This is a genomic window from Streptomyces violaceorubidus, assembly GCF_000717995.1.
In the GTDB taxonomy this organism is placed as follows: Bacteria; Actinomycetota; Actinomycetes; order Streptomycetales; family Streptomycetaceae; genus Streptomyces; species Streptomyces violaceorubidus.
The window spans coordinates 1-16,784 of sequence record NZ_JODM01000012.1; the positions used below are offsets into that span (position 1 = coordinate 1).

Genomic DNA, 16,784 nt, shown 5'->3' on the forward strand with positions numbered 1-16,784 from the left:
TTCGCGCGGCCCGTGGGCGAGCTGAGCGAGGAACTGAAGGCCCAGCACGACCTGCTGATGGCCAACTTCTTCGCGCAGACCCAGGCCCTCGCCTTCGGCAAGACCCCGGACGAGGTACGCGCCGAAGGGGTGCCCGAGGAACTGGTCCCGCACAAGACCTTCCGCGGCGACCACCCGACCACCACCATCCTGGCCCGCGAGCTCACCCCCAAGGTGTTCGTACAGGGCGCGATCTGGAACGTCGACTCCTTCGACCAGTGGGGTGTGGAGCTGGGCAAGGTGCTGGCCAAGCGGGTGGAGCCGGCGCTGAGCGAGGGCGCGGAGGTTCCGGGGCTGGACACGTCCACCGAGGCGCTGGTCGCCGCGTACCGGGAGCTGCGCGGGCGGCAGTGAACGTATCCGCTGCGGAAGGGGTGACGGAAGATGATCGCCCCCGCCGCCCCTCCCGTTTCGGCCTTGACGGCCTCGTCCGTAAAACGCCGGACGGTCTGGAACTAGGCCGACGCCGGAGGGTACAGCGACCTCGGCAGCTGGGACGCCGCCGCCGAGTCCAGCAGCCACAGGGTGCGGGCGCGGCCCCGGGCGCCCGCCGCCGGGGCCTGGATCTCGCCCGCGCCCGACAGGGCCATCGCCACCGCGTTCGCCTTGTCCTCGCCCGCCGCGAGCAGCCACACCTCACGGGCGGCGCGGATCGCGGGCAGGGTCAGGGAGATGCGGATGGGCGGCGGCTTGGGGGAGCCGTGGACGCCGATCACCGTGCGCTCCGTCTCCCGGACCCCCGGGTGCTCCGGGAAGAGCGAGGCCACATGGGTGTCCGGGCCGACGCCGAGGAGCAGCACGTCGAAGGACGGGACCGCGGCGTGGTTCTCGGGGACGGACGCCGTGGCCAGCTCCTGCGCGTAGGCGGCGGCAGCGGCCTCCACGTCCGAACCGTAGGGACCGTCGGACGGAGCCATCGCGTGCACCCGCTTCGGGTCCAGCGGCACCGCGTCGAGCAGCGCCTGGTGCGCCTGGGTGACGTTGCGCTCGGGGTCGCCGTCCGGCAGGAACCGCTCGTCGCCCCACCACAGGTCGAGGCGGCCCCAGTCGATCGCGTCCCGGGCCGCGGACGCGGCGAGCGCCGCGAGCAGACCGTTGCCGTTGCGGCCGCCGGTGAGGACCACGGACGCGCTGCCCCTGGAGGCCTGCGCGTCCACGATCTTCGTGATGAGGCGGGCCGCCGCGGCCTCGGCCATCAGCTCCTTGTCGCGGTGCACGACCAGCTGCGGGGTGTCGCTCATTTCGCCGCCGCCTTCCTCACCGGTGTCTTCTCCCGCGCCGCGTCCTTCGCGGGAGCCTTCGCGACCTTCCCGGCGGGAGCGGCGACCGCGCGGGCGTCCCCGTCGCCGGCCGGGTCCTCTTCGGCCGGCGTGTTCAGCCGGTCCACCCCGTACCGCAGCGCCGAGGCGTAGGTGTCGTCCGGGTCCAGGCGCCGCAGCTCCTCCGCGATCAGCTCGGCCGTCTCGCGGCGCTTGAGCGCGACCGCCCGGGCCGGCTGCCCCTGGATGGAGAGGTTCGCCAGCGAGCCGTCGGCCCGGTCGAGCACGACCGGACCGCAGTCGGTGTCCATCCGGACCGCGGTGAGCCCCGGCCCGGTCGACACCGTGCGCTTCACCGGCACGTCCAGCCGGTCGGCGAGCCACATCGCGAGCAGCTCACAGCTCGGGTTGAACTCCTCGCCCTCCACCTCGACCGACTGCACCTCGCAGTCGACCTGGTCGAGGGCCGCCGCCAGCATCGAGCGCCACGGCGTGATGCGGGTCCACGACAGGTCGGTGTCGCCCGGCGCGTAGGCGTCGGCGCGGGCCACCAGCTCCCGTATCGGCTCCTCGCAGGCGTACGTGTCCGTGACCCGGCGCTGGGCGAGGGCGCCCAGGGGGTCCTTCGCGGGGTCCAGCGGCGCGTTCACCGGCCACCAGACCACGACCGGCGCGTCCGGCAGCAGCAGCGGCAGGACCACCGACTGGGCGTGGTCGACGACATCGCCGTACAGCCGCAGCACGATCGTCTCGCCGGTGCCCGCGTCGGCACCGAGGCGCACCTCGGCGTCCAGCCGGGATCGGGTACGGTCCCGGGGGGAGCGCGAGACCCGCTTGATGACCAGGAGCGTGCGCGAGGGGTGCTCGTGCGCGGCGTCGCTCGCGGCCTTCAGCGCGTCGTAGGCGTTCTCCTCGTCGGTGACGATGACCAGGGTGAGCACCATGCCGATCGCGGGCGTGCCGATGGCCCGACGGCCGAGCACCAGCGCCTTGTTGATCTTGCTGGCCGTGGTGTCCGTGAGGTCGGTCTTCATGGCCGGCGCCAGCTCCGTCCGTCTCGTTCCAGCATGTCGTCCGCCTCGACGGGTCCCCAGGTGCCGGCCGGGTACTGGGCCGGGGTGCCGTGCTCGTCCCAGTACCGCTCGATCGGGTCGAGGATCTTCCAGGACAGCTCGACCTCCTCGGTGCGCGGGAAGAGGTTGGCGTCGCCGAGCAGCACGTCCAGGATCAGGCGCTCGTACGCCTCCGGGCTCGACTCGGTGAAGGACTCGCCGTAGGCGAAGTCCATGGACACGTCCCGGATCTCCATCGACGTGCCCGGCACCTTGGAACCGAAGCGGACGGTGACGCCCTCGTCGGGCTGGACGCGGATGACGATCGCGTTCGAGCCGAGCTCCTCGGTGGCCGTCGTGTCGAAGGGGGAGTGCGGGGCCCGCTGGAAGACGACCGCGATCTCCGTGACCCGGCGGCCGAGACGCTTGCCGGTGCGCAGGTAGAAGGGGACGCCCGCGTCCCTGGGGAGGCGGACCGCGCCGAGCACCTTGGTCTTCTCCGCCGCCAGCGCGTCCGCGTCGAAGGAGGCGGGCTCCTCCATCGCGGTCAGGGCGAGCAGCTGGAGCAGGTGGTTCTGGATGACGTCACGCGCCGCGCCGATGCCGTCGTAGTAACCGGCCCGGCCGCCGATGCCGATGTCCTCGGCCATCGTGATCTGCACGTGGTCCACGTAGGAGCGGTTCCAGATCGGCTCGAACATCGTGTTGGCGAAGCGCAGCGCCAGGATGTTCTGGACGGTCTCCTTGCCCAGGTAGTGGTCGATGCGGAAGACCTGGTCGGAGCCGAAGACCTCGTGGACGATCGCGTTCAGTTCCTCGGCCGACCTCAGGTCGTGGCCGAACGGCTTCTCGATCACCGCGCGCCGCCAGGAGCCGCTCGACTGGTCGGCGAGGCCGTGCTTCTTCAGCTGCTGGATGACCACCGGGAAGGACTTCGGCGGCACCGACAGGTAGAAGGCGAAGTTGCCGCCCGTGCCCTGCGCCTTGTCCAGCTCCTCGATGGTGCCGCGCAGCCGCTCGAAGGCGTCGTCGTCGTCGAAGGTGCCCTGGACGAAGCGCATCCCCTGGATGAGCTGCTGCCAGACCTCCTCGCGGAACGGCGTGCGGGAGTGTTCCTTGACGGCGTTGTGCACGACCTGGGCGAAGTCCTCGTGCTCCCAGTCGCGCCGGGCGAACCCGACGAGCGAGAAGCCCGGCGGCAGCAGGCCCCGGTTGGCGAGGTCGTACACGGCGGGCATGAGCTTCTTGCGGGACAGATCGCCGGTGACGCCGAAGATGACCAGACCCGACGGCCCCGCGATGCGCGGGAGCCGTCGGTCTGCGGGGTCACGCAGCGGATTGCTGCTTGACAATTTCTAGCCCTTCGAGGGAGCGAGGCGCTTGAGCTCCGCCTCCGTGGACTTCAGCAGGTCGTTCCAGGCGTCCTCGAACTTGTCGACGCCTTCCTTCTCCAGGAGCTGGACCACCTCGTCGTAGGAGATCCCGAGGTTCTCGACCGCGTCGAGGTCGGCACGGGCCTGCTCGTACGTCCCGGAGACGGCGTCCCCGGTGATCTCGCCGTGGTCCTCGGTGGCGAACAGGGTCGCCTCCGGCATGGTGTTCACCGTGTTGGGGGCCACCAGGTCGGTGACGTACATGGTGTCGCTGTACGCCTTGTCCTTCACACCGGTCGACGCCCACAGCGGACGCTGCTTGTTGGCGCCGGCCTTCTCCAGGGCGGCCCAGCGGTCGGTGCCGAAGACCTCCTCGTACGCCTGGTAGGCGAGGCGCGCGTTGGCGACGGCGGCCTTGCCGCGCAGGGCCTTGGCCTCGTCGGTGCCGAGCGCGTCGATCCGCTTGTCGATCTCGGTGTCCACGCGGGACACGAAGAAGGACGCCACCGAGTGGATCTGCGAGAGGTCCAGGCCGCGCTCCTTGGCCTTCTCCAGGCCAGTCAGGAAGGCGTCCATGACCTTGCGGTAGCGCTCCAGGGAGAAGATCAGCGTGACGTTGACGCTGATGCCCAGGCCGATGGTCTCGGCGATCGCCGGGATACCCGCCTCGGTGGCAGGGATCTTGATCAGCGTGTTGGGCCGGTCCACCAGCCAGGCCAGCTGCTTGGCCTCGGCGACCGTCGCCCGGGTGTTGTGCGCCAGGCGCGGGTCGACCTCGATGGAGACCCGGCCGTCCTTGCCGCCGGTGTTGTCGAACACCGGGCGCAGGATGTCGGCGGCGTCCCGGACGTCCGCCGTGGTGATCATGCGGATGGCCTCTTCGACCGTGACCTCGCGGGCGGCGAGGTCGGTGAGCTGCGTGTCGTAGCCGTCGCCCTGCGAGATCGCCTTCTGGAAGATCGACGGGTTGGTGGTGACGCCCACGACGTGCTGCTGGTCGATCAGTTCGGCGAGGTTGCCGGACGTGATCCGCTTGCGCGACAGGTCGTCCAGCCAGATCGCGACGCCTTCGTCGGAGAGGCGCTTGAGTGCGTCTGTCATGGGGAATGCATCTCCTACTACGTGTCGTGTACGGGCGTCAGCGCTGCGCGGCGGCGAGGGATTCCCTCGCCGCCGAGGCCACGTTCTCGGCGGTGAAACCGAACTCCTCGAAGAGCACCTTGGCGTCCGCCGAAGCACCGAAGTGCTCCAGCGAGACGATCCGGCCGGCGTCCCCCACGTACTTGTGCCAGGTGAGGCCGATCCCGGCCTCGACGGCGACCCGGGCCTTCACGGACGGGGGCAGCACGCTGTCCCGGTACCCCTGGTCCTGCTGCTCGAACCACTCCACGGACGGCATGGACACCACACGGGTCGGTACGCCGTCGGCCTGGAGCCGCTCGCGTGCCTCGACGGCGACGTGCACCTCGGAACCGGTGGCGATGAGCACGACCTCCGCGTCGCCGCCCTCGGCCTCGAACAGGACGTAGCCGCCCTTGGCCGCGTCGTCGTTGGGCTCGTACGTCGGCACGCCCTGGCGGGTCAGCGCCAGACCGTGCGGCTGGCCCTTGCCGAACTCCTTCGTCCAGCGGCGCAGGATCTCCCGCCAGGCGATCGCCGTCTCGTTGGCGTCGGCCGGCCGGACCACGTTCAGACCCGGGATGGCGCGCAGCGAGGCCAGGTGCTCGACCGGCTGGTGGGTCGGGCCGTCCTCGCCCAGACCGATGGAGTCGTGCGTCCACACGAACGTCACCGGCAGGTGCATCAGGGCCGACAGCCGCACCGCGTTGCGCATGTAGTCCGAGAAGACCAGGAACGTTCCGCCGTAGACGCGGGTGTTGCCGTGCAGCGCGATGCCGTTCATCTCCGCGGCCATCGCGTGCTCGCGGATGCCGAAGTGGATGGTGCGGCCGTACGGGTCGGCCTCCGGCAGCGGGTTGCCCACCGGGAGGAAGGACGATGTCTTGTCGATCGTCGTGTTGTTCGAACCCGCGAGGTCGGCCGAGCCGCCCCACAGCTCCGGGACGACCGCGCCGAGTGCCTGGAGCACCTTGCCGGACGCGGCGCGGGTCGCGAGGCCCTTGCCCGCCTCGAAGACCGGGATCTTCTCCTCCCAGCCCTTCGGCAGCTCACCCTTGGCGACGCGGTCGTACTCGGCGGCGCGCTCCGGGTTGTTGTCCCGCCACTGCTGGAAGGACTTCTCCCACACCGCGCGGGCCGCCTGGCCCTTCTCCAGTGCCTTGCGGGTGTGCTCGATGACCTCGTCGGAGACCTCGAAGGACTTCTCCGGGTCGAAGCCGAGGACCCGCTTGGTCGCGGCGACCTCGTCGTCGCCGAGCGCCGAGCCGTGCGCGGCCTCGGTGTTCTGCGCGTTCGGGGCGGGCCACGCGATGATCGAGCGCATGGCGATGAAGGACGGCCGGTCGGTGACCTTCTGCGCCTCCTGGATCGCGGCGTAGATCGCGTCCGGGTCCAGGTCGCCGTCCGGCTTCGGGGCGACGCGCTGGACGTGCCAGCCGTACGCCTCGTACCGCTTGCAGGTGTCCTCGGAGACGGCGGTCTCGGTGTCGCCCTCGATGGAGATGTGGTTGTCGTCCCACAAAAGCACCAGGTTGCCGAGCTTCTGGTGGCCGGCCGTGGAGGACGCCTCGGCGGAGATGCCCTCCTGGAGGCAGCCGTCACCGGCGATGCAGTAGACGAAGTGGTCGAAGGGGGAGGTGCCCTCGGGGGCCTCCGGGTCGAACAGGCCGCGCTCGTAGCGGGCGGCCATCGCCATGCCCACGGCGTTGGCCACGCCCTGGCCCAGCGGGCCGGTCGTGGTCTCCACGCCCGTGGTGTGGCCGTACTCCGGGTGGCCGGGGGTCTTGGAGCCCCAGGTGCGGAAGGATTCGAGGTCCGCCAGCTCCAGGCCGAAGCCGGCCAGGTACAGCTGGGTGTAGAGGGTCAGGGACGAGTGGCCCGCGGACAGCACGAAACGGTCGCGCCCGACCCAGTTCGCGTCGGCGGGGTCGTGCCGCATCACCTTCTGGAAGAGGGTGTAGGCGGCGGGCGCCAGGCTCATCGCCGTACCCGGATGGCCGTTGCCAACCTTCTGTACGGCATCGGCGGCCAGGACGCGGGCGGTGTCCACGGCCCGCTGGTCCAGTTCGGTCCACTCGAGGTCTGTGGTGGTCGGCTTGGTGCTCACCCTGAGTCAGGGCTCCTCTCCACATGTCGGTTGCCGGTGCACGGGGCACGGGCTGCCGGCGCGTCCATGAGTCGGCCGGCCATTGCCGAGCCTACCTCCGTAAGTACGTGCGTTTTTCCGCTGGAAACCAGACTGCCGGGACTCCTTCGGGTCCGCCTGTCGACTGGGCGAAACCGCATTCGGCAAGTGAATACGGAGCCGCTCATCTGACCGCTCAATCGACTCTCCGAACGCACGTCGGAGCGTCCGCGCCAACACGAGCCCACCCCCGCGAAGGCCGAGGTATGGGCAACGTCTAAAGTGGCGTGGTACGCGCGAGCCTTTACCGCCACTTCACACGGCACGGGCTTGCTGGGATGTCTCTGTCAGGGGTGTGCGTGACGGCCGTTGAATCCCGTCCTGCGGGTGGGGGTACCTCCCATGCCCTTAAGGCAATGGGGGATATCGGGACGAGCCAGAGCCCGAGTCACCGGCCGTTCGGGGCCCGTGTCAAGGCGTTCGTGGCGCTGACCAAGCCGCGGATCATCGAGCTTCTGCTGATCACCACCGTTCCGGTGATGTTCCTGGCCGAACAGGGTGTTCCGAATCTGAAGCTGGTGCTGCTGACCTGCGTCGGCGGATACCTGTCGGCAGGCGGCGCCAACGCGCTGAACATGTACATCGACCGCGACATCGACGCGCTGATGGACCGGACCTCGCAGCGCCCGCTGGTGACCGGCATGGTCAGTCCGGTCGAGTGCCTCGTCTTCGGCATCACCCTGGCGGTCGTCTCCACGCTGCTGTTCGGGTTCACCGTCAACTGGCTCTCGGCCTGGCTCTCCCTCGGCGCGCTCCTTTTCTACGTCGTCGTCTACACGATGATCCTCAAGCGGCGCACCTCCCAGAACATCGTCTGGGGCGGTATCGCCGGCTGTCTTCCGGTGCTCATCGGCTGGTCGGCCGTGACCAACTCGATGTCCTGGGCGCCGATCATCCTCTTCGGGGTGATGTTCTTCTGGACGCCGCCGCACTACTGGCCGCTGTCCATGAAGGTCAAGGAGGACTACGCGCGCGTGGGCGTGCCGATGCTCCCGGTGATCGCGTCCAACAAGGTGGTCGCCCGGCAGATCGTCATCTACAGCTGGGTCATGGTCGTCGTGTCGCTGCTGCTGACCCCGCTCGGCTACACCGGCTGGTTCTACACGGCGGTCGCCGTGGCGGCCGGGGGCATGTGGCTGTGGGAGGCGCACGGGTTGCAGAACCGCGCCAAGGCCGAGGTGACCGGCGGCAAGCTCAAGGAGATGCGGCTGTTCCACTGGTCCATCACCTATGTGTCGGTGCTGTTCCTCGCCGTCGCGGTGGACCCCTTCCTGCGCTGAGCGTCCTCCGACGAAGCCGTCCGACGGGCGGGGCGCGTGGTCAAGGCCACGCACCCCGCCCGTCGCCGTTCGATCTACCCGTCGGTAGCATCCTGGGCATGGCAGACACGCAGCAGGTGGACACGGAGCAGTCCGGCGCGAAGAGCGGCTGGGCCGAGCGGTGGGCCGCGTACGAGGTGACCCGGATGGCCCGACGGATCGAGTCCTTCGCCAAGGCCCACGGCGGCGCCGAGGCCCAGGTCGCCCACCTGGGTGAACGCGGCGCCCGGATCGTGCTGGTCGGCGAGGACGGAGCCTGGGGCGACCAGGTCGCCCGCACCCACGAAGGCGCGCTCAAGGCCGTCGAGCGGTCCGGGATCACCGTCCACGAGGACTTCGACGGCGAGTTCGCCGCCAAGCTCACCACGGGCCGCTACGAGTGGTCGCGCATGGCGGGCATCCAGGTCGGCGGGCCGAGCAACACCTGAGAGCGGGTTCACCCGTTAGGACCGTAGGAAGCCGCCCGGCGCGCGGGCCGCAAGGCGCGCCAGCCGCGCGGCGCTCGGTCCCAGCACGGGGAGCCCGGATGATCGAAACGCCGTCCCTGGTGGACCAGTACTGCCACGGCGTGCTGAGAACGGAGCTGGGCCTCGGCACCTTCGAGGCCCAGCTGGCCCGCACCGAGGGTCCGCCCGCACCGGGCACCACCCTCTTCGACACCCAGACCGGCTTCGCGGTACGCCGCTGGTGCCCGCCCCTGCTCGGCCTGGAACCGCACTGCCCGCCCGCCCACTACCTGGCCCGGCGCCGCGAACTGGGCGTCATGGAGGCCGACCGCCGGCTGCTGCGCGGCAGCGGCATCACCACCTACCTGGTCGACACGGGCCTGCCCGGAGACCTCACCGGCCCCACCGAGATGGCCTCCGCCGCGGACGCGGACACGCGCGAGATCGTGCGCCTGGAACTGCTCGCCGAGCAGGTCGCCGACACCTCGGGCACCGTCGAGTCCTTCCTCGCCAACCTCGCCGAGGCCGTGCACGGCGCCGCCGCGCACGCCGTCGCCTTCACCTCCGTCGCCGGGGTACGGCACGGTCTGGCCCTCGCCCCGGAGCCGCCCGGCGCGGGCGAGGTGCGCGGGGCCGCCGGCCGCTGGCTGGGCGGGCGCGAGGTCGGCGGGGAGCTGAGCGACCCGGTGCTGCTGCGCCACCTGCTGTGGATCGCCGTCGCCTCGGGCCTGCCCCTCCAACTGCACGCGGGCCTCGGCGAGCCCGGCCTGCGCATCGACCGCACCGACCCGGTCCTGCTCACCGACTTCGTGCGGGCCACCGCCGGACTCGGCACCGACCTGGTCCTGCTGCACGGCTACCCCTACCACCGCCACGCCGCCCACCTGGCCGGCGTCTTCCCGCACGTCTACGCCGACTCGGGGGCCGCCCTGGTGCGCACCGGCGCCCGCGCGGCGACGGTCCTCGCGGAGATCCTGGAGCTGGCCCCCTTCGGCAAGATCCTCTTCTCCAGCGGCGCCCAGGGCCTGCCCGAGCTGCACGTGGTCGCCGCCCGGCTCTTCCGCGAGGCCCTCGGCCGGGTGCTGGGCACCTGGGTGGCCGAGGGCGCGTGGTCGCTCGGGGACGCGCAGCGGGTGGCGGGGATGATCGCCTCGCAGAACGCGGGGCGGGTCTACGGGCTGGAGTGAGCGGTGTACACGCCGGAACCGGGCGTGGAGACTGGGCGCATGCCGACCGACGCGCTGCTCGACCGCTTCCTCACCGGCCTCGCGCCCCTGGACCCCGTGGCCGTCTGGGCGCACGGTTCACTGGGTGCGGGCGACTACCAGGAGGGCCGCAGCGACCTCGACCTGGTCGCGGTCCTGCCCCGGCCGGCCACGGCCCGTACGGCCTGGCGGCTCGGGCTGCTCCACGCCCGGCTGCGGGACGCGCCCCTGGCCGGACTGCTGCACTGCACTTACCTGTCGCCCGACACCGTCGCCGACCCCGAGCAGCGGCATCTGACCTGGGCCCACCAGCAGCTCTTCAAGCGGACGGTCACCCCGGTCACCCGGCGCGAACTCCACAGCTTCGGCCGCGTCCTGCACGGCGAGTCGCCCGAGCACCTGCTGCCACCGGTGGGGGACCCGGAGCTGGCCGGGTTCGTCGTGCGGGACCAGCGGGAATTCTGGCGGCCGAACGTGGACCGGGCGGAGCTGTGGCGGCAGGACGTCTGGGTCGACCTGGGTCTGATCACCTTCGCCCGCGCCACGGTCACGCTGCGGGAGGGACGGCTGATCACCAAGCGGGAGGCCCTGACGGAGCTGCCCGCCCTGGGCGCGCCCGGCGAGGTCGTCGAGGACGTCGCCGAACGGCGGTACGGCAGGGGCCCGCGGCCCGCGCCCCCGGCCGAGTGGACCGCCCGCCGCGCCGAGCTGACCCGGGGCTACCTGGGGCCGGCGATCGACACGCTGGTGGCGTCGTACTCCTGAGCGGGCAGTCCGGACACCGTCTCCTCGGGCCGCTCGCGCAGTGCCAGCAGCACCCGGAGCACCGCGATCCACACCAGGCACGAGCCGAACATGTGCAGGCCGACGAGGACCTCGGGCAGGTCGGTGAAGTACTGGATGTAGCCAACTGCTCCCTGCGCCAGCAGCACCAGGAACAGGTCCCGGGTGCGGGCCAGCGGTCCCTCGGGCGCGTCGACCGCCTTCAGCACGAACCACAGGGCGAAGGTCAGCGTCACCACGATCCACGCCAGTACGGCGTGTGCCTTGCTGATCATCTCCCAGTCGACCGGCATCCGCGGGACGTCGCTGGAGTCACCCGCGTGCGGGCCCGCGCCGGTGACGACGGTGCCGACCACGATCAGCAGCGCCGAGACGGCGACCATCACCCACACCAGCTGCCGCACGGACGCGCCGACCAGCGGGCGCGGTGCCGTGTCGCCCTCCCGGGTGCGCTGCCACATCACCGTGGCCAGCGTCAGCAGCACCGTCGTCGCCACGAAGTGGGCCGCGACCGTGTACGGGTTGAGCCCGACGAGCACGACGATGCCGCCGAGCACCGCGTTGCTCATCACGACCCAGAACTGCGCCCACCCGAGCAGGGTGAGGCTGCGCCGGTACGGCTTCTGCGAGCGGGCCGCGACGATCGCCCAGCCGACCGCGGCGCACAGCGCGTAGGTCAGCATGCGGTTGCCGAACTCGATGACGCCGTGGAAGCCCATCTCGCTCGTGGTGGTGAGCGAGTCGTCGGTGCACTTGGGCCAGGTCGGGCAGCCGAGCCCGGAGCCGGTGAGCCGGACGGCGCCGCCGGTGACGACGATGATCACGGACATCACGAGGGGCGCGAGGGCCGCCCGCCGGACCGTACGGGGGTACGGGGTCCAGCGCGCGGCGATGAAGGCGAGCGGGTTGCGCACGGCGGCTGCGGCGTCGGCACGGGTCACGTTTGGCACGCCGTCCATCGTAGGCGCCCGCTTGTGCACGCTTTCACGAGGGTCCGTTCCGGACATGTGTCCCTACTCCCAGCGGAAGAACTTCCCGGCGGCCGCGAGACCCACGACCGCCCACACGGCGAGGATGCCCAGGTCGCCCCAGGGCATCGAGGCCCCGTGCTGGAGCACGTCCCGGAGCCCGTCCGACAGGGCGGAGATCGGCAGCAGCCCCAGCACGTCCCGCGCCGCGTCCGGGAACTTGTCCAGCGGCACGATCACCCCGCCGCCCACGAGGAGCAGCAGGAAGACCAGGTTGGCGGCGGCCAGCGTGGCCTCCGCCCTGAGCGTGCCCGCCATCAGCAGCCCGAGCCCGGAGAAGGCGGCGGTGCCGAGGACCAGGAGCAGCAGTACGGCCGCCGGGTTGCCGTGCGGCGACCAGCCCAGCGCGAAGGCGATCACCGTCAGCAGCACGACCTGGAGCACCTCGGTGACCAGCACCGACGCGGTCTTCGCGGTCATCAGGGCCCAGCGTGGCAGGGGCGAGGCCGCCAGCCGCTTCAGCACCCCGTACCGGCGCTCGAAGCCGGTGGCGATGGCCTGCCCGGTGAACGCCGTCGACATCACGGCCAGCGCGAGGACGCCGGGCGCGAGGAAGTCGACCGCCTCCTCGGCGCCGGTGTCGATGATGTCCACGGAGCTGAACAGGACGAGCAGCAGCGTCGGGATGATCACTGTCAGCAGCAGCTGCTCGCCGTTGCGCAGCAACATCTTCGTCTCGAGCACGGCCTGGGCCGCGATCATCCGCCCGAGGGGGGCGGCGCCGGGCCTGGGCGCGTACGTCCCCGTGGTGTCTGTCGTGGTGGTCACCCGCGCAGCTCCTTGCCCGTGAGCTCCAGAAAAACGTCCTCCAGCGTGTGCCGCTCCACCGAGATGCGGTCCGGCATCACCCCGTGCTGCGCGCACCACGAGGTCACCGTCGCGAGCAGCTGGGGGTCGACCTCGCCGTTCACCCGGTAGGAGCCCGGGGTCACCTCGGCGGCGGCGGAGTCCGGGGGCAGCGCCTTGAGCAGGGACGCGACGTCCAGTCCCGGGCGGCCGGTGAACCGCAGGGTGTTCTCGGCGCCGCCGCGGCACAGCTGCTCGGGGGAGCCCTGGGCGACGACCCGGCCGGCGTCGACGATGGCGACGTCGTCGGCCAGCTGCTCGGCCTCGTCCATGTGGTGGGTGGTGAGGATCACCGAGACCCCGTCCGCGCGCAGGTCCCGTACCAGGTCCCAGGTGGCGCGGCGGGCCTGCGGGTCGAGGCCGGCGGTCGGCTCGTCCAGGAACACCAGCTCCGGGCGCCCCACCACGGCCATCGCGAGGGCGAGCCGCTGCTGCTGCCCGCCCGAGAGCCTGCGGTAGGTGGTGCGGCCGCACGAGCCGAGACCGAGCCGCTCGATCAGCGCGTCGACGTCCAGCGGGTGCGCGTGCAGTTTCGCCACGTGGCGAAGCATCTCGTCGGCGCGGGCGCCGGAGTAGACGCCGCCGGACTGGAGCATGACGCCGATCCGGGGCCGCAGCTGAGAGCTCTGTCCCACCGGGTCCAGGCCCAGCACGCGCACCGTGCCGGAGTCCGGCCGCCGGTACCCCTCGCAGGTCTCGACCGTGGTCGTCTTGCCCGCCCCGTTGGGGCCGAGCACGGCGGTGACGCCCGTGCGGGCCACCAGGTCGAGGCCGTCCACCGCGGTCTTCGTGCCGTACCGCTTCACCAGGGCCTGGACCTGGACCACGGGCTCACTTCGCATGGGTCACGAGTCTAGGTTCGCCCACGACCGGCCGGGCGCGGGGGTGTGGAAAACCTCCCGGCACCCGGGACGGGACTCACTCGCGGGGGCGGTGCACGGGCAGCCACCGCTGGGCGTAGGCGACCGCGTCCGGCAGCGGGAACAGGCGTGCGTCGGCCGCGCCGACCCTGCCGCGCGTGACGGGACGGTCCCGCTCGAAGTCGTGGCCCAGTTCGTCGAAGCGCTCCGAGGTGATCGACACCTCGGTCACCCGCTCCCACCCCACCGGTCCCGGGCGCCCCACCTCCACCAGCGGGGCGGGGATCCGGTACTCGGCGAGGTGGAAGGCGGTGCACGCGCCGTAGCCCGCGCCGAGCAGCAGGACCCGGGCGTCCAGCCGTTCCAGCGCGGCCAGCGGGCTGCGCTCGCCGAGCCGGCAGTCCCTCGCGTGGCCCGCGACCACCTCCTCGGCGCGGGCGCCGAGGGCCGCGAAGGAGGTCTGCGGATGGGCGCTGCGCCGGGCGCCGGGCCAGGTGCGCACCGTCTCCGGGACCACGCCCACGCCGCGCGAGGGCGAGATCAGCGGGTCGTAGGCGGGCGTCGCCGCGCGCACGGTCTCCCACCACTCCTCGGGCACCGGCGGGCTGGTCCACAGGGCCGGGTCGGAGAGGTCGCCGGTCTGGGTCGGGACCACCAGGGTGCCGCTCGGGCCGAGCACGTCGAGCAGTGCCTGGACGACCGCGACGGGGCCGCCGCAGACCCAGCCGAGGGAGCTGAGGGAGGAGTGCGTGAGGAGGGTGTCGCCGGTCCGCACACCCAGTTCGCGCAGCCCGGCGGCGAGCGTGCCGCGGGTGACGAGAGGGCCGGTCGGAGAGGGGGTGGGCATGCGGGGGAGTGTTCCGGAAGCCGCTCGCGGACGCCAGCGGATTGCCCCGCCGCTGATCGATCAAAGATCGTTTCCGCAGGTCATCTTAGGTATGCCTAAGTGACGCAGGGCACCGTCCGGTGATCCGGACGCGGCTTGCCCGCTCCGGAGGAATTACGCAACAATGGCGTTGTGAAAAACGTCGGTGAGGCTCCGCAGGAGGAACTCGCGACCGGTGAGCGGTCCACCCGCAACCGTGTCGCGCGCTCCATCCTGGACCACGGGCCCTCGACCGTCGCCGAGCTCGCCGGACGCCTGGGCCTGACCCAGGCCGCCGTCCGGCGCCACCTCGACGCCCTGGTCGCCGACGACGTGGTGGAGTCCCGCGAGCAGCGGGTCTACGGCACGCGCACGCGCGGGCGGCCCGCGAAGGTCTTCGCGCTCACCGACTGCGGCCGGGACGCCTTCGACCAGTCGTACGACAAGCTGGCCGCCGACGCCCTGCGCTGGATCGCCGAGCAGGAGGGCGGGGAGCAGGCGATCGCCGCCTTCGCCCGCGCCCGGATCGCCGCCCAGTCGGGCGCGTACCGCGCGGCCGTCGAGTCCGTCCCCGCCGAGCAGCGCGCCGAAGCCCTGGCCAAGGCCCTGAGTGCCGACGGGTACGCTGCTACCGCGCGGAGCGCACCCCATCCCCAGCAGGGCGAGCAGCTGTGCCAGCACCACTGCCCCGTCGCCCACGTCGCGGAGCAGTTCCCGCAGCTGTGCGAGGCGGAGACGGAATTTTTCGCCGAGCTGCTCGGTACGCATGTACAGCGTCTCGCGACCATCGCGCACGGCGACGGGGTCTGCACCACGTTCATTCCCAAGACTTCGAAGCCCGCCGAGACGTCCGAGACGGCTTCGCACGAGGCTTCCAAGACGATGTCCGAGACCCACAACGCATCCGCAAGCACGGCCGGGAGGAACCCCGCATGACTCTCCCCACGGAGACTGCTCACCCTGAGCTCGAGGGCCTGGGCAAGTACGAATACGGCTGGGCCGACTCCGACACGGCCGGCGCCTCCGCCAAACGCGGCATCAACGAGGACGTCGTCCGCGACATCTCCGCGAAGAAGAACGAGCCGGAGTGGATGACCAAGCTCCGTCTCAAGGGCCTGCGCCTCTTCGAGAAGAAGCCCATGCCGAACTGGGGCTCGGACCTGTCGGGGATCGACTTCGACAACATCAAGTACTTCGTGCGCTCCACGGAGAAGCAGGCGGAGTCCTGGGAGGACCTGCCCGAGGACATCAAGAACACGTACGACAAGCTCGGCATCCCCGAGGCGGAGAAGCAGCGCCTGGTCGCCGGTGTCGCCGCGCAGTACGAGTCCGAGGTCGTCTACCACCAGATCCGCGAGGACCTGGAGGAGCAGGGCGTCATCTTCCTGGACACCGACACGGCCCTGAAGGAGCACCCGGAGCTCTTCAAGGAGTACTTCGGCACCGTCATCCCCGTCGGTGACAACAAGTTCGCCTCGCTGAACAGCGCCGTGTGGTCCGGCGGCTCCTTCATCTACGTGCCGAAGGGCGTGCACGTCGAGATCCCGCTCCAGGCCTACTTCCGCATCAACACGGAGAACATGGGCCAGTTCGAGCGGACCCTGATCATCGTCGACGAGGGTGCCTACGTGCACTACGTCGAGGGCTGCACCGCGCCGATCTACAAGTCGGACTCGCTGCACTCCGCCGTGGTCGAGATCATCGTCAAGAAGAACGCCCGCTGCCGCTACACGACCATCCAGAACTGGTCGAACAACGTCTACAACCTGGTCACCAAGCGCGCCGTGGCGTACGAGGGCGCGACCATGGAGTGGATCGACGGCAACATCGGCTCCAAGGTGACGATGAAGTACCCGGCCGTCTACCTGATGGGCGAGCACGCCAAGGGCGAGACGCTCTCCATCGCCTTCGCGGGCGAGGGCCAGCACCAGGACGCCGGCTCCAAGATGGTCCACATGGCGCCGAACACCTCCTCCAACATCGTGTCGAAGTCCGTGGCGCGCGGCGGCGGCCGCACCTCCTACCGCGGCCTCGTCGAGATCGGCGAGGGCGCCCACGGCTCCAAGTCGAACGTGCTGTGCGACGCGCTGCTCGTCGACACCGTCTCCCGCTCCGACACGTACCCCTACGTGGACGTCCGCGAGGACGACGTGTCCATGGGCCACGAGGCGACCGTCTCCAAGGTCTCCGAGGACCAGCTCTTCTACCTGATGAGCCGCGGTCTGAGCGAGTTCGAGGCGATGGCGATGATCGTGCGCGGCTTCGTCGAGCCGATCGCCAAGGAGCTGCCCATGGAGTACGCCCTCGAGCTCAACCGGCTGATCGAGCTGCAGATGGAGGGCGCGGTCGGCTGACCCCCGCCCCCCACCGCAGTCACCAGATTCAGGAACGCAGGAAGAGAGCAG

At 71.0% G+C, this 16,784-nt stretch carries 15 protein-coding genes and 1 pseudogene; 7 read left to right on the forward strand and 9 right to left on the reverse strand.

The window, feature by feature from the left end; genetic code table 11:
- Positions 1–393, forward strand: a pseudogene (locus IE94_RS0116650) (glucose-6-phosphate isomerase); the annotation flags it as partial.
- Between the two features lie 101 nt (positions 394–494).
- Here IE94_RS0116650 and pgl read toward each other — a convergent pair.
- From pgl to tkt, 5 genes are read right to left on the reverse strand one after another with little or no spacing between them, the layout of a single operon-like run.
- On the reverse strand, positions 495–1,280 hold the full coding sequence (gene pgl / locus IE94_RS0116655) for a 6-phosphogluconolactonase (RefSeq protein WP_030184560.1): 786 nt from the start codon (positions 1,278–1,280) through the stop codon (positions 495–497).
- Positions 1,277–2,332 carry a glucose-6-phosphate dehydrogenase assembly protein OpcA gene (gene opcA, locus IE94_RS0116660; RefSeq protein WP_030184565.1) on the reverse strand — a complete coding sequence of 352 codons (1,056 nt, stop codon included), beginning with the start codon at positions 2,330–2,332 and terminating at the stop codon, positions 1,277–1,279. Before opcA ends, pgl begins: the two co-directional genes overlap by 4 nt.
- Positions 2,329–3,702 (reverse strand): glucose-6-phosphate dehydrogenase, encoded by a 1,374-nt coding sequence (locus IE94_RS39265; protein ID WP_030184567.1) that lies wholly within the window; start codon positions 3,700–3,702, stop codon positions 2,329–2,331. The genes opcA and IE94_RS39265 overlap by 4 nt, the downstream gene beginning before the upstream one ends.
- A gap of 3 nt (positions 3,703–3,705) precedes the next feature.
- Positions 3,706–4,824, reverse strand: a complete 1,119-nt coding sequence (gene tal, locus IE94_RS39270) for a transaldolase (protein WP_030184571.1) — start codon at positions 4,822–4,824, stop codon at positions 3,706–3,708.
- A gap of 37 nt (positions 4,825–4,861) precedes the next feature.
- Positions 4,862–6,949 (reverse strand): transketolase, encoded by a 2,088-nt coding sequence (gene tkt / locus IE94_RS0116675; RefSeq protein ID WP_030184573.1) that lies wholly within the window; start codon positions 6,947–6,949, stop codon positions 4,862–4,864.
- Between the two features lie 371 nt (positions 6,950–7,320).
- Here tkt and IE94_RS0116680 point away from each other — a divergent pair, with 371 nt between their 5' ends.
- The 4 genes from IE94_RS0116680 (at position 7,321) to IE94_RS0116695 (ending at position 10,762) form a co-directional block, all read left to right on the forward strand.
- The gene (locus IE94_RS0116680; RefSeq protein WP_078606514.1) at positions 7,321–8,307 is read left to right on the forward strand and encodes a heme o synthase; all 987 of its coding nucleotides are present in this window, start codon (positions 7,321–7,323) and stop codon (positions 8,305–8,307) included.
- Positions 8,308–8,405: 98 nt separating this feature from the next.
- Positions 8,406–8,774: a hypothetical protein gene (locus IE94_RS0116685; protein ID WP_030184577.1), complete on the forward strand. Its 369-nt coding sequence runs from the start codon at positions 8,406–8,408 to the stop codon at positions 8,772–8,774.
- 98 nt (positions 8,775–8,872) lie between these two features.
- Complete coding sequence (locus tag IE94_RS0116690) at positions 8,873–9,979, forward strand: amidohydrolase family protein (protein WP_030184578.1); 1,107 nt, start codon at positions 8,873–8,875, stop codon at positions 9,977–9,979.
- Positions 9,980–10,018: 39 nt separating this feature from the next.
- On the forward strand, positions 10,019–10,762 hold the full coding sequence (locus tag IE94_RS0116695) for a nucleotidyltransferase domain-containing protein (protein WP_209441071.1): 744 nt from the start codon (positions 10,019–10,021) through the stop codon (positions 10,760–10,762).
- Here IE94_RS0116695 and IE94_RS0116700 read toward each other — a convergent pair.
- From IE94_RS0116700 to IE94_RS0116715, 4 genes are all read right to left on the reverse strand, one after another.
- Positions 10,717–11,787 (reverse strand): COX15/CtaA family protein, encoded by a 1,071-nt coding sequence (locus tag IE94_RS0116700; RefSeq protein WP_030184584.1) that lies wholly within the window; start codon positions 11,785–11,787, stop codon positions 10,717–10,719. The two genes, IE94_RS0116695 and IE94_RS0116700, sit on opposite strands and share 46 nt — an antisense overlap.
- Before the next feature lie 6 nt (positions 11,788–11,793).
- Complete coding sequence (locus IE94_RS0116705) at positions 11,794–12,510, reverse strand: ABC transporter permease (RefSeq protein ID WP_063829716.1); 717 nt, start codon at positions 12,508–12,510, stop codon at positions 11,794–11,796.
- A gap of 62 nt (positions 12,511–12,572) precedes the next feature.
- On the reverse strand, positions 12,573–13,496 hold the full coding sequence (locus IE94_RS0116710; RefSeq protein ID WP_063829714.1) for an ABC transporter ATP-binding protein: 924 nt from the start codon (positions 13,494–13,496) through the stop codon (positions 12,573–12,575).
- A gap of 76 nt (positions 13,497–13,572) precedes the next feature.
- On the reverse strand, positions 13,573–14,361 hold the full coding sequence (locus IE94_RS0116715; RefSeq protein ID WP_030184590.1) for an AAC(3) family N-acetyltransferase: 789 nt from the start codon (positions 14,359–14,361) through the stop codon (positions 13,573–13,575).
- A gap of 171 nt (positions 14,362–14,532) precedes the next feature.
- Between IE94_RS0116715 and IE94_RS0116720 the strand changes: the two genes are divergently transcribed.
- Positions 14,533–15,315 (forward strand): helix-turn-helix transcriptional regulator, encoded by a 783-nt coding sequence (locus IE94_RS0116720; RefSeq protein WP_030184592.1) that lies wholly within the window; start codon positions 14,533–14,535, stop codon positions 15,313–15,315.
- Positions 15,312–16,733, forward strand: coding sequence for a Fe-S cluster assembly protein SufB (sufB, locus tag IE94_RS0116725; RefSeq protein WP_030184595.1), 1,422 nt, complete (start codon positions 15,312–15,314; stop codon positions 16,731–16,733). The genes IE94_RS0116720 and sufB overlap by 4 nt, the downstream gene beginning before the upstream one ends.
- Positions 16,734–16,784: the final 51 nt, after the last annotated feature.

Bases quoted from the DNA above. Each gene is read 5' to 3' on its own strand.
- IE94_RS0116700 (WP_030184584.1), bottom strand. From the start codon at position 11,787: ATGTCCGGAACGGACCCTCGTGAAAGCGTGCACAAGCGGGCGCCTACG.
- IE94_RS0116685 (WP_030184577.1), top strand. From the start codon at position 8,406: ATGGCAGACACGCAGCAGGTGGACACGGAGCAGTCCGGCGCGAAGAGC.
- IE94_RS0116705 (WP_063829716.1), bottom strand. From the start codon at position 12,510: ATGATCGCGGCCCAGGCCGTGCTCGAGACGAAGATGTTGCTGCGCAAC.
- IE94_RS0116715 (WP_030184590.1), bottom strand. From the start codon at position 14,361: ATGCCCACCCCCTCTCCGACCGGCCCTCTCGTCACCCGCGGCACGCTC.
- opcA (WP_030184565.1), bottom strand. From the start codon at position 2,332: ATGAAGACCGACCTCACGGACACCACGGCCAGCAAGATCAACAAGGCG.
- sufB (WP_030184595.1), top strand. From the start codon at position 15,312: ATGACTCTCCCCACGGAGACTGCTCACCCTGAGCTCGAGGGCCTGGGC.
- IE94_RS0116690 (WP_030184578.1), top strand. From the start codon at position 8,873: ATGATCGAAACGCCGTCCCTGGTGGACCAGTACTGCCACGGCGTGCTG.
- IE94_RS0116710 (WP_063829714.1), bottom strand. From the start codon at position 13,496: ATGCGAAGTGAGCCCGTGGTCCAGGTCCAGGCCCTGGTGAAGCGGTAC.
- tal (WP_030184571.1), bottom strand. From the start codon at position 4,824: ATGACAGACGCACTCAAGCGCCTCTCCGACGAAGGCGTCGCGATCTGG.
- pgl (WP_030184560.1), bottom strand. From the start codon at position 1,280: ATGAGCGACACCCCGCAGCTGGTCGTGCACCGCGACAAGGAGCTGATG.
- IE94_RS0116695 (WP_209441071.1), top strand. From the start codon at position 10,019: ATGCCGACCGACGCGCTGCTCGACCGCTTCCTCACCGGCCTCGCGCCC.